Here is a 12,029-nt window from a genome sequence, read left to right as displayed (position 1 = left end):
AGCGAACGCGCTCTCTCGACACCGACCCGTCTGTCGAACCGGGTCGTATCGGTACCGACTCGTCTGTCGAACCGGGTCGTATCGGTACCGACTCGTCTGCCGAACCGAGTCGTATCGGTACCGACTCGTCTGCCGAACCGAGTCGTATTATCAGTCTACTCCTCGTCGCCCTCGTGGCGCTCGCGGCCGTGACGGGATTCGCGGCCGCCGCGTCCGCGGGCTCGGTCACGTCCAGCCCCGCCGACGCGAACGCGACAGTGACGCACACGGCGACCGCAACCGTCACTGACGGCGCGGCCGGTGGCTCCCTCACCGGGTTCGCCGTGAACTACTCGTGGACCGACGTGAGCACCGTCGGCCAGGGCGACATCGCGAAAGTCGGTATCGACCGCGGCGACGACCAGTCCGGCGCGGCCATCGACGTCGACGTCTCCAACAGCCTCGGGAGCGTCAACGCCGACGACAACGGCCACGCGCTCCTCGTCGGCCTCGACGGCTCCTACAGCCCCCACGCGGGCGACGAAGTCGTGGTCGTCTACGAGAACGTCCAGAACCCGAGCGCCGGCTCCTACGACGTCGGCCTCGACGTGAACCCGCAGTCGAGCGGCGGCGAGACGACCGCGACGCTCGACGTCGGCACGCAGTCGAACTCCGCCGGCACGAACGACGGCTCCGCGGACACCAGCGACGCCGACACGTCGAGCCAGACCACCGGCGACGACACCGCGAACACCGATTCACCTACTGACTCTCCGCAGACGACGACGCGGACGCAGTCGCCCGGCTTCGGCGTCGCCGCCGGCATGGCCGCGCTCTTCGGCGCGGCGCTCGTCGCGCTCCGCCTGGAGACCTAACTCCCTCTTCGACGCCCGGAAGCTCCGCTCCGTTTCCCGGACGCCCGCCCTCGGAGTTCTCGACTGTTCACAACCGCCGAGAGCAGTAGTTAGAAGTCGCCGGGGGACGCCCTCTCGGTATGCCGAGACGCTCCGTTCTCTTCACGCCCGGCGACCGCGCGTCGATGCTCCGGAAAGCCCCGTCGAGCGGCGCGGACGTCGTCACGTTCGACCTCGAAGACGCCGTCGCGCCCGAACGCAAGGCCGAAGCGCGCGAGACCGTGCGCGGCGTGCTCGCCGACCCCGACTTCGACCCCGACTGTGAGGTCTGCGTGCGCGTCAACCCCGTCGGCACCGTCGCCGACGACGACGTGCGCGCGCTCGCCGGCGACGACGTCCGCCTCGACGCCGTGATGCTCCCGAAAGCCGAATCCGGCGACGACGTCGACACGCTCGCGCGCCTCCTCCGCGAGCACGACGTCGACGCGGCCGTCATCGCTATCGTCGAATCCGCCGCGGGCGTGCTCGACGCGCCCGCTATCGCCGCCGCGGACGCCACGGCCGCCGTCGCGTTCGGCGCGGAGGACTACGCCGCCGACGTCGGCGCGACCCGCACCGGCGAGGGCACGGAAGTCCTCTACGCCCGCGAGCGCGTCGTCGCCGCCGCGGCCGCCGCCGGCGTCGACGCTATCGACACCCTCCACACCGACTTCGAGGACGCCGGCGGCCTCCGCGACGACGCCGCATTCAGCGTCCAACTCGGCTTCGACGGAAAACTCGCCATCCACCCCCGGCAGGTCGCCCCCATCAACGACGCCTTCTCCCCCGACCCCGCCGACGTCGCGTGGGCGCGCGACATCCTCGCCGAGAAAGCCGACGCGGACGCCGACGACCGCGGCGTCTTCCGCGTCGACGGCGAGATGATCGACGCGCCCCTCATCAAGCAAGCCGAACGCATCCTCGAACGCGCCGACCTCAACCGCGAATAGGTCCGCTCCGCCAGACCGGATTTTCGACAAATCGTTGGAGACGACACAGCAGTCGCGGTGCGGCCCCACCTACGGCCAACGAGTCGAACGAGCAAAGCCGGATGAATAGTGAGCGTGCGGTCGCGGCGCGGTTGAGGTGCGGAAGCGGTAGCGGTGGCGGCAGCGATTCGGTCGCAGTAGCAGTTGTGGAGGCGGTAGCGGTTGCGGCGCGGAAGCGGTGCAGTGGCGGTCAGGTCACCGCGTGATGCCGCGGGCGGCCGTCAGGCCGCCGTCTGCGTGCGCCGACGTTCGCGTGAGCCGACGGCGAACGCGAGCAGGGAGGCGCGCTCCGACCATGGTCAGGGTGGGAATCTGCAAGGGGTTTTCCGGGCGCTATGCGCCCGGAAAAGGGCTTTCAGGGCCAGTTCCCGTTGCCCGTGTACGCATCCACGACGCGTTGGATGGCGACGACGTAGGCGGCGACGCGGAGGCTGGGGAGGTCGAGAGTTTCGTAGGCGTGAGTGAGATTGTCGAAGGCGTCGACGATGACGTCTTCGAGTTCGTCGTTGACGCGTTCTTCCGTCCAGTAGAAGCGCTGGCGGTTCTGGACCCATTCGAAGTAGGAGACGGTGACGCCGCCGGCGTTGGCGAGGATGTCGGGGACGACGGTGACGTCGGCGTCTCGGAGGACGTCGTCGGCGTCAGGAGTAAGAGGACCGTTGGCTGCTTCGACGATGACGTCGGCTTTGACGTCTTTGGCGAGGTCTTCGTCGATGGCGTTTTCGAGGGCGGCGGGGACGAGGAGGTCGACGTCGAGGGTGAGGAGGTCCTCGTTGGTGAGTTCCTGGGCAGAGTCGTAGCCGGCGACGTGGCCGGTCTCGTTCTTGAACTCCTTGACGGATTCGGGGTCGAAGCCGTCTTCGTCGAAGATAGCGCCGCTGGAGTCGGAGACGGCGACGACGTTCGCGCCGAGTTCGTCGATGAGTTTCGCGCTGACCCAGCCGGCGTTCCCGAAGCCCTGTACGGCGACGGACGCGCCGTCGATGTCTTTGTCGAGGTAGTCGAAGACTTCGCGGGCGGCGAACATGGTGGAGCGCCCGGTGGCTTCGACGCGGCCCTCGCTGCCGCCGTTCTCGATGGACTTCCCGGTGATGACGCCGGGTTCGGTCTTGTCTTCGAGGGTCTCGTAGGTGTCTTTGATCCAGTTCATCTCGCGCTGGCCGGTGTTGACGTCGGGCGCGGGGACGTCGCGGTCCTCGCCGATGAAGGGGCGGAGTTCTTTGGCGAACGAGCGCGTGAGGCGTTCGAGTTCGCCGGCGGAGTGCTCCGCGGGGTCGACGACGATGCCGCCCTTGCCGCCGCCGTAGGGGATCCCCACAGTGGCGCACTTGTAGACCATCCACCCGGAGAGCGCCTTCACTTCGTCGCGGGAGACGTCTGGGTGGTAGCGGATGCCGCCCTTGTAGGGACCGCGGTCGCCGTTGAACTGCGAGCGGAAGGCCTTGAACGTCTGGATGCTCCCGTCGTCCATGTCGACGGTGAGGTTGGTTTCGAGGACGCGCTCGGGGTGTTTGAGTCGCTCGAGGACGTCGTCGCCGACGTCCGCGGGGAGATGAGAGGCCGCGTCGTCGATCTGTTCTCGGAGGTTGTCGAACGGGTTCTCCTCGTCTGCCATGTGTTATCCGTTCTGCGTCTGGCGGAGTGATAAAGATGGGTATGCTGGAACTGCAAGGACGCTCGAAATGGACGAATGTGCATATAATGCATATTATCACGGTAAGTCCATAACGATTATATCAGGGTGGATGCCTACCCGTGAGCGACGACCCCATTCCCACTATGTCCGGAACACCGACCACAGAACTCGACGCAGAGCCGGAGTCCGCCGACGCAGAGGCAGAACACGAGTCCCCGCTGGAGACCGCGCGCCGGCAGCTCGAAGCCGCGTCCGAAGAGATCGACATCGACCCGAACGTCGTCGAACGCCTCCGCCACCCCGAGAAAGTCACGCAGGTTACCGTCCCCATCGAGCGCGACGACGGCACCGTCGAGGTGTTCACGGGCTATCGCGCACAACACGACAGCGTCCGCGGTCCCTACAAGGGGGGCCTCCGCTACCACCCCGACGTCTCCGCCGAGGAGTGCGTCGGCCTCGCGATGTGGATGACGTGGAAGTGCGCCGTCGTGAACCTCCCCTTCGGCGGCGGCAAGGGCGGCATCGTCGTCAACCCGAAGGAGCTCTCCGCCGACGAGAAAGAACGCCTGACGCGCCGATTCGCCCAAGAGCTCCGCGACGTCGTCGGTGAGAACAAGGACATCCCCGCGCCCGACATGGGCACCGACGCCCAGACGATGTCGTGGTTCATGGACGCCTACTCCATGCAGACCGGCGAGACCTGCCCCGGCGTCGTCACCGGCAAACCCCCCGTCATCGGCGGGAGCTACGGCCGCGAGGAATCCCCCGGCCGCTCCGTCGCCATCATCGCCCGCGAAGCCATCGACTACTACGGCAAGGACTTAGAGGAAGCCACCATCGCCGTGCAGGGCTTCGGGAGCGTCGGCGCGAACGCCGCCCGCCTCCTCGACGAATGGGGTGCCCGCGTCGTCGCCGTTTCCGACGTCAACGGCGCGCTCTACAACCCCGCCGGCCTCGTCACCCACGACATCCCCAGCCACCTCGAACAAGCCGAAGCCGTCACCAGCCAGGGCGAGGACGTCATCTCCAACGAGGAACTCCTCGAACTCGACGTCGACGTCCTCATCCCCGCCGCCATCGGCAACGTCCTCACCGCCGATAACGCCCACGACGTCCGAGCCGACATCATCGTCGAAGGCGCGAACGGCCCGACGACGACCGCCGCCGACGAGATCTTCGCCGAACGCGGCATTCCCGTCGTCCCCGACATCCTCGCCAACGCCGGCGGCGTCACCGTCTCCTACTTCGAATGGCTCCAGGACATCAACCGCCAGGAGTGGACGCTCGAAGAGGTCCGCGAAGAACTCAGCGAGAAGATGCTCACCGCCTGGGACGAAGTCCGCGACGTCGTCGAAGAGAAAGACATAACCTGGCGGCGCGCCGCCTACGTCGTCGCCCTCACCCGCATCGCCGACTCCCACGACGCACGCGGACTCTGGCCCTGAAAGCCCTTCACCCGGCGCTGCGCGCCGGGTGAACCCCTTTTCATGTCCCACCCTGGCCATGGTCGGAGCGCGCCTCCCTGCTCGCGTTCGCCGTCGGCTCACGCAGACGGCGGCCTGACGGCCGCCCGCGGCATCACGCGGTGACCTAGCCGCCACCGCGACCGCTGCCGCTGCCGCACCGTTTCCGCGCGCTCACCATCCATCCGTTTCGGCTCGCTTGGGGTTGGGGCCCGCGCGCGAGCCGTGCGTGCAGAGTTCCGTCCCCATCACCCGCTCGATTTTCGTCGAGTGCCGGGAGCCGAATCAGTGCGGGCCGACTCTTAAGTGCGCCGTGGGCTGAGAGTTCGACATGGATTTTGAGTATCCGTGGCGGTTCTCCTCGCGGCGGTCGGCGGTGCAGTCGCGAAACGGTATCGTGGCGACGAGTCAGCCGCTCGCGGCGCAGGCGGGGCTCTCGATGCTTCGACGGGGCGGGAACGCGGCGGACGCGGCGGTGGCGACGGCGGCCGCGCTGAACGTCGTCGAACCCCACATGACGGGGATGGGCGGCGACGCCTTCGCGCTCACGCACTTCGACGGCGACTACGAGGCGCTGAACGCGAGCGGCCCCGCGCCCGCCGCGGCGGCCCTCGACGACTACCGCGAGGCCACGGCGGAGACGGACGACGACGGCGAGCCCGTGATGCCGGCGGACGGCGGCCTCCCCGTGACGGTTCCGGGCGCGCTCTCGGGGTGGCACGCGCTCGTCGAGAGACACGGCGCGCTCGACTTCGCCGACGTCCTCGAACCCGCGGTGCGACTCGCCCGCGAGGGCTTCCCGGTCAGCGAGTACGTCGCCCGGCAGTGGCAGGACACCGAGGAGCGACTCGAACAGTTCGACGCGAGCGCGGCGACCTTCCTCCCCGACGGGAGCGCCCCCGAACCCGGCGACGTCTTCGCGAATCCCGACTTCGCGGAGACGCTCGAACAGCTCCAGGACGAGGGCATCGGTGCGTTCTACGGCGGCGACATCGGGCAGGCCGTCGTCGAGACCGTGCGAGACCACGGCGGGACGCTCGCGCTCTCGGACCTCGACGCGTACTCGGCGGAGTGGACGGAGCCGGTCAGCACGACCTACGAGGGCGTCGAAGTCCTCGAACACCCGCCGAACGGCCAGGGCACCGTCGCGCTGGAGGCGATGAACGTCGCGGAGCGGTTCGACCTCGCCGAGAACCCGACGGACCCCGACCGCCTCCACCACCTCGTCGAGTCGATCAAGCTCGCGTTCGCGGACGGCTACGCGAACATCACGGACCCCGAGCGTTACGACGTGCCGCTGGAGACGATGCTGTCGAAGGAGTACGCCGCGGAGCGCGCCGAGGAAGTCGGTCACCGCGCGCGGACGTACGGCGCGAAAGCGAAGAAGGTCGCGAACACCGCGTACATGACGGTCGTCGACGGCGACGGGAACGCCGTCTCCCTCATCAACTCCGTCTACTACCCCTTCGGGTCCGCGCTGAGTACGAGAGGATTCGCGCTCCAGAACCGCGGGCACTCCTTCAGCCTCGACCCCGAGCACGCGAACCGCCTCGACGCCGGAAAACGCCCGTACCACACCATCATCCCCGCGATGCTCCGCGACCCCGAAACAGGAGAATTCCGCGCGTCCTGGGGCGTGATGGGCGGCTCCATGCAGCCACAGGGCCACCTCCAGGTCGCGACGAACCTCGCGAACGGCCTGAACCCGCAGGCCGCGCTCGACGCGCCGCGGTTCCGCTGGGTCGAGGAGAACACCGTCGCGCTGGAGACGAACCGCGTCCCCGACGAAGTCGTCGCGAACCTCCGCGGCCGCGGCCACGACGTCCTCGAGGAGGACGACTACTTCGCGGAGGGCGGCCACTGGGGCGGCGGCCAGATAATCTACCGCCGCGAGGACGGCACGCTCGTCGCCGGCTCCGACCCCCGCCGCGACGGCCAGGCCGTCGGCTTCTAATCGAGGCGTCGGCGGCGCTCCGCACAGCGAGCGTCGCAGAGAACGTGAGCGTCGGCCGGCTCGCGGTCGGGCCGGGTTACGCGGTCTTTTTCAGGACGGACTCGATTTTGTCCGCGAGTCCCTCGGCGCGGCGTAACGCGATGTCGCGCGCGCCAGACGCGTCGCGTCGTTCCTCTTGGAGGGCGTCTCTGAGGTTCTGCGTCGCCTCGGCGACGGCGGACTGGTCGTTCGACTCGGAGCCGGACACGTCCGTGCGAGACGGTGACTCACTGGACATCGTCCTACCCGGCCATGAACGGAGTCACACGGAAAAAAGTGGGGCTCGACCCGACAGAATCCGGGCGGCGTCGCCGCCGACGGATTTCGGCCGTTTAGAGCCCGAGCTGGCGGCCGATGACGAGGTGTTGAATCTCGCTCGTCCCTTCGCCGATCTCCATGAGTTTCGCGTCGCGGAAGTACCGCTGCGGGTCGAAATCGGTCGTGTATCCGTAGCCGCCGTGGACCTGTACGGCCTCCTCGGCGACTTCCCGCGCGGCCTCGCTGGCGTCGAGTTTCGCGAGCGCGGACTCCTGATTCACGGTCTCGCCCTCGTCGTACTTCGTCGCGGCCTTGTGCGTGAGGAGGCGCGCGCGCTCGACTTTCCGGTGCATGTCGACGACCTTGTCGCGGACGGCGTCGAACTTCGAGATGGGGCGGCCGAACTGCTCGCGCTCCTGCGAGTAGTCGTGCGCGCTCTCGTACGCGCCCTGCGCGAGGCCGGTGGAGAGCGCGGCGATGCTGATGCGGCCGCCGTCGAGCGTCTTCTTCGTCTGGTCCCAGCCCTCGCCCTCCTCGCCGAGCAGGCGGTCCTCCGGGATGCGACAGTCAGTGAACTTAATCTCGCAGGTCGGGGAGGCGTTGAGCCCCATCTTGTCCCACTCGGTGACGACCTCGAAGCCGTCGTCCTCGTCGGGGTCGACGATGAAGGTGGAGATACCGTCGTAGCCCGCGCCGGGTTCGGTGACGGCTTTCACGAGGATGCTGCCGGCGACGCTCGCGTTCGTGATGAACTGCTTCGTCCCGTCGATGACGTACTCGTCGCCGTCCTTCTCCGCCGTCGTGTCCATGTCGCTCGCGTCGCTCCCGCTCCCGGGTTCGGTGAGCGCCCACGAACCCAGATAGTCGCCTTCCGCGAGCGGGCGGAGCCAGCGCTCCTTCTGGGCGTCGGTGCCGAACGCCTCGATGGGCTTCGACGCGAGCGACGTGTGGGCGACGTAGGAGAGACCGATGCTGCCCGAGATGCGGCCGAGCTCCTCGGCGACGAGCGAGTACATGAGGTAGTCGCCGCCGAGCCCGCCGTACTCCTCGCTCACGGGGACGCCCATCACGTCGAGGTCGGCGAGCTGCTCGAAGATCTCGGCGGGGAAGCGATGGTCGTCCTCGATGTCCTGCGCGATGGGGCGGATCTCCTCCTCTGCGAACTCCCGGACGGTGTCACGGATCATCCGGTGTTCGTCGGGCAGGCTGAAGTCCATACGCAATATGTGCCGATTGAGCGGATAAAAACACCGGAACGTCCCTTATACTCTCGGCCTCGCCGAGCCGGCGGAACTAAACGGGCCGCCGCCGACGACTCAGCCATGAGCGTCCGCCGGTTCGTCCGCGGCACGGTTCCCTGGGACCAGCTCGACGCGGTGTTCGCCGAGTTCGCGGAGCGCTACGACGAGCCGGTCGTCCGCGTCGAGTTCCTCGACGCCGAGAACTGGTTCTCGACGCCCTGCGTGGTGAACGAGGAGTGGTTCGTGAAAGTCGTCACGCCGCAGAACGCGTTCGTCCACTCCCTCTTCACGGGCGTCCGGAACCTCGGCGTGTTCACCTCCGGGACAGAGGGTTTTTTCGAGCCGTACGACGACCCCGTTGAGATGGCGGCGCACGAACTGGAGGCGACCGAGCGGATGCGGGAGCTCGGCGTGAACGCCCCCGAACCGGTCGAGGTGTTCTCCGTCGACGAACTCGGCGTGCTCGTGATGGAGTACCTCCCGGACTTCGTCGCGCTCGACGACCTCGGCGAGGAGGCAATCGAAGCACACCTCGACGCGCTGTTCGCGGCGCTCGCGACGATGCACGAACACGGCCTCGCGCACGGCGACCTCCGCGCGGAGAACGTCCTCGTCGTCGACGACGACCTCTACTTCATCGACGCGACGAAAGTGAACGAGGGCGGCATCACGGCGGCGCGCGCGTACGATCTCGCGTGCGCGCTCGCCGTCCTCGAACCGCTCGTCGGCGCGACCACCGCCGTCGCCGCCGCCGCCGCACACTACGCGCCCGACGACCTCCTCGAAGCCCGCGAGTTCCTCGACTTCGTCGCCATCCGCCCCGACCACGACTTCGACGCTGCCGCCCTCAAGGCCGAGCTCGACACCATCACGTAACTCGTACTGACACGTGCATTTATCTCGACAGGGGGTGAACGAAACCGTATGGAACCCGAGGGAATCACCGTCTTACACATCGACGACGACGAGGAATTCCTCGACTTGACGCGGACGGTCCTCGTCCGAGACTTCTCGAGCATCGACATCGTGACCGCGACGTCAGCCGAGGACGGCCTCGCGCTGCTCGACGAACACGAGATCGACTGCGTGGTCGCCGACTACCGGATGCCCGGCATGGACGGCATCGAACTCCTCAAGCGCGTCCGCGAGAACCACGAATCCCTCCCCGTCGTCTTCTTCACGGGGTACGGGAGCGAGGAACTCGCCGCGGAAGCCATCCACTCCGGCGTCACCGACTACGTCCGGAAAGAGCCGACGTCGAACCGGTTCGCGCTCCTCGGGAACCGCATCATCACGCTCGTCAAGAGCTACCGCGCCGACCGCGCGCTCGAAGAGGCGACCGCGCGCGAACTCGAAGTCTACGAACGCATCAACGCCGGATTCATCGGACTCGACGAGGCCTTCCACGTCACCTACCTGAACGAGTACGCGGAGGACCTCTTCGGCGTCGACGCCACCGACGCGATGGACGAACTCCTCTGGGACGTCGTCCCCGACGTCGTCGGAACGCCCTTCGAGCGGGAACTCCGAGAGACGACCGACTCCGGCGAGGACAGCGGGCTCGAGTTCTACTTCGCCCCCCTCGACGCGTGGTTCGACCTCTACATCTACCGGGACGACGCCGGCACGTCGGTCTACGTCGAGGACGTCACCGAGGAAGTGACGACGCGGAACGAACTCGAAGACCTCCGCGAGGACCTCGAACTCACCGAAGCGGAGTTCCGAACGCTCCAAGAGAAGCTCTCGCGGCCGCCGAGCCCCTTCCGCTAACCCCCTGCGTCGTCCTGTCGGTTTCCCGGTGAGTGACCATGGAAGGTGTGGTTTTTTACTCCTACCTCGCCGATTTTCGGACGAACGATGAGTACGTACAAGCACTACATCGACGGTGAGTGGGTCGAGGGCACCGGCGACGAGACCTTCGAATCGGTGAACCCGGCGACCGGCGAGACGCTCGGCGAGTTCGAGAAAGGAACGACGACGGACGTCGGCGCGGCCATCGAAGCCGCCGACGACGCCTTCGAGGAGTGGAAGGACCTCTCCTACATCGACCGCGCGGAGTACCTCTGGGACATCTACCACGAGCTCCGCGACCGCACCGACGAACTCGGCGAGATCGTCACGAAGGAGTGCGGGAAGGAGATCAGCGAGGGGAGAGCCGACGTCGTCGAGGCCGCGCACATGGTCGAGTGGGCCGCCGGGAACGCCCGCCACCCGCACGGCGACGTCGTCCCCTCCGAGGTCGCCGCGAAGGACGCCTACATGCGCCGGAAGCCGCGCGGCGTCATGGGCTGCATCACGCCGTGGAACTTCCCGGTCGCCATCCCGTTCTGGCACATGGCCGTCAGCCTCGTCGAGGGGAACACGGTCGTCTGGAAGCCCGCCGAGCAGACGCCGTGGTGCGGGCAGATTATCGCCGAGATGTTCGAGGACGCCGGCATTCCCGACGGCGTCTTCAACATGGTGCAGGGCTTCGGTGACGCCGGCGCGGCCATCACCGACGACGCCCGCATCGACACCGTCCTCTTCACCGGGAGCGCCGAAGTCGGCCACGAAATCGCCTCCAAGGTCGGCGGCGAACCCGGCAAGCTCGTCGCCGCCGAGATGGGCGGGAAGAACGGCATCGTCGTCACCGAGGAAGCGGACCTCGACATCGCCGTCCACTCCGCCGTCATGTCCTCGTTCAAGACGACCGGCCAGCGCTGTGTCTCCAGTGAGCGCCTCATCGTCCACGAGGACGTCTACGACGAGTTCAAGGAGCGCTTCGTCGAGCAGGCCTCGAAGGTCTCCGTCGGCAACCCGCTCGACGAAGACACCTTCATGGGGCCGGCCATCGAGCCGGAGCACGTCGAGAAAATCAAGAAGTTCAATCAGCTCGCCCGCGACGAAGGCGCGAACGTCCTCGTCGACCGCGAGAACCTCGACGACTCCGAGATTCCCGAGGGCCACGACGCCGGGAACTGGGTCGGACCGTTCGTCTACGAAGTCGACTACGACCCCGACCTCCGCTGCATCCACGAGGAGGTCTTCGGCCCGCACGTCGCCCTCATGTCCTACTCCGGTGACATCGAGGACGCCGTCGAAATCCACAACGACACGCCCTACGGCCTCGCCGGTGCCATCATCTCCGAGGACTACCGGCAGATCAACTACTTCCGCGACAACGCCGAAGTCGGCCTCGCCTACGGCAACCTCCCCTGCATCGGCGCGGAAGTCCACCTCCCCTTCGGCGGCATGAAGAAATCCGGGAACGGCTACCCGAGCGCCCGCGAGATCATCGAAGCCGTCACCGAACGCACCGCCTGGACGCTCAACAACTCCAAGGAGATAGAGATGGCACAGGGCCTCTCCGCGGACATCAAGACGAGCGACGACTAACCCGCGACTCAGCCTACCACGTTTTTCTGCCGGCCGTCATCCACTCAGCGTAGCCGCCACCTCCTCATGCGTCGTCGAGTCGCGAGGGGCGAAGCGTGAGCGGAGCGAACGCTACACGGGACGAGTCGACGTCGAAGCGGCGAGGAGTGGCGGTGGAATGGGGCCGGGGTCCGCCGGCCCCGAGGTGTCCGGTGCGGGCGAC

The 12,029-nt window shown here is 67.4% G+C and carries 10 protein-coding genes; 7 read left to right on the top strand and 3 right to left on the bottom strand.

Features of this window, described 5'->3' with window-relative positions:
* The first annotated feature begins 173 nt into the window (after positions 1-173).
* Positions 174-854 carry a PGF-CTERM sorting domain-containing protein gene (locus tag IEY26_RS08810; protein WP_188978030.1) on the top strand — a complete coding sequence of 227 codons (681 nt, stop codon included), beginning with the start codon at positions 174-176 and terminating at the stop codon, positions 852-854.
* Positions 855-973: 119 nt separating this feature from the next.
* Entirely contained in the window at positions 974-1,822 is an 849-nt protein-coding gene (locus IEY26_RS08805; protein WP_188978023.1) for an HpcH/HpaI aldolase/citrate lyase family protein, read from the top strand.
* A 394-nt stretch (positions 1,823-2,216) separates the two neighbouring features.
* On the opposite strand, the gene IEY26_RS08800 is transcribed toward IEY26_RS08805, so the two are convergent.
* Positions 2,217-3,476 (bottom strand): Glu/Leu/Phe/Val family dehydrogenase, encoded by a 1,260-nt coding sequence (locus IEY26_RS08800; RefSeq protein ID WP_188978021.1) that lies wholly within the window; start codon positions 3,474-3,476, stop codon positions 2,217-2,219.
* Between the two features lie 164 nt (positions 3,477-3,640).
* Here IEY26_RS08800 and gdhB point away from each other — a divergent pair, with 164 nt between their 5' ends.
* Positions 3,641-4,942, top strand: a complete 1,302-nt coding sequence (gene gdhB, locus IEY26_RS08795) for a glutamate dehydrogenase GdhB (RefSeq protein WP_188978019.1) — start codon at positions 3,641-3,643, stop codon at positions 4,940-4,942.
* Between the two features lie 349 nt (positions 4,943-5,291).
* The gene (gene ggt, locus IEY26_RS08790) at positions 5,292-6,914 is read left to right on the top strand and encodes a gamma-glutamyltransferase (protein ID WP_188978017.1); all 1,623 of its coding nucleotides are present in this window, start codon (positions 5,292-5,294) and stop codon (positions 6,912-6,914) included.
* 76 nt (positions 6,915-6,990) lie between these two features.
* On the opposite strand, the gene IEY26_RS08785 is transcribed toward ggt, so the two are convergent.
* Together IEY26_RS08785 and IEY26_RS08780 are read right to left on the bottom strand one after the other, a co-directional pair.
* Complete coding sequence (locus IEY26_RS08785; protein ID WP_188978015.1) at positions 6,991-7,191, bottom strand: hypothetical protein; 201 nt, start codon at positions 7,189-7,191, stop codon at positions 6,991-6,993.
* Between the two features lie 94 nt (positions 7,192-7,285).
* Complete coding sequence (locus tag IEY26_RS08780; protein ID WP_188978013.1) at positions 7,286-8,428, bottom strand: acyl-CoA dehydrogenase family protein; 1,143 nt, start codon at positions 8,426-8,428, stop codon at positions 7,286-7,288.
* A 105-nt stretch (positions 8,429-8,533) separates the two neighbouring features.
* Between IEY26_RS08780 and IEY26_RS08775 the strand changes: the two genes are divergently transcribed.
* The 3 genes from IEY26_RS08775 (at position 8,534) to IEY26_RS08765 (ending at position 11,827) form a co-directional block, all read left to right on the top strand.
* Entirely contained in the window at positions 8,534-9,328 is a 795-nt protein-coding gene (locus tag IEY26_RS08775) for an RIO1 family regulatory kinase/ATPase domain-containing protein (protein WP_188978011.1), read from the top strand.
* A gap of 48 nt (positions 9,329-9,376) precedes the next feature.
* Positions 9,377-10,222 (top strand): response regulator, encoded by an 846-nt coding sequence (locus tag IEY26_RS08770; protein ID WP_188978009.1) that lies wholly within the window; start codon positions 9,377-9,379, stop codon positions 10,220-10,222.
* Positions 10,223-10,309: 87 nt separating this feature from the next.
* Entirely contained in the window at positions 10,310-11,827 is a 1,518-nt protein-coding gene (locus tag IEY26_RS08765; protein WP_188978006.1) for an aldehyde dehydrogenase family protein, read from the top strand.
* Positions 11,828-12,029: the final 202 nt, after the last annotated feature.

The sequence above is a fragment of the Halocalculus aciditolerans genome (assembly GCF_014647475.1).
Classification (GTDB): Archaea; Halobacteriota; Halobacteria; order Halobacteriales; family Halobacteriaceae; genus Halocalculus; species Halocalculus aciditolerans.
This window is presented reverse-complemented; position numbering and strand designations above follow the sequence as displayed.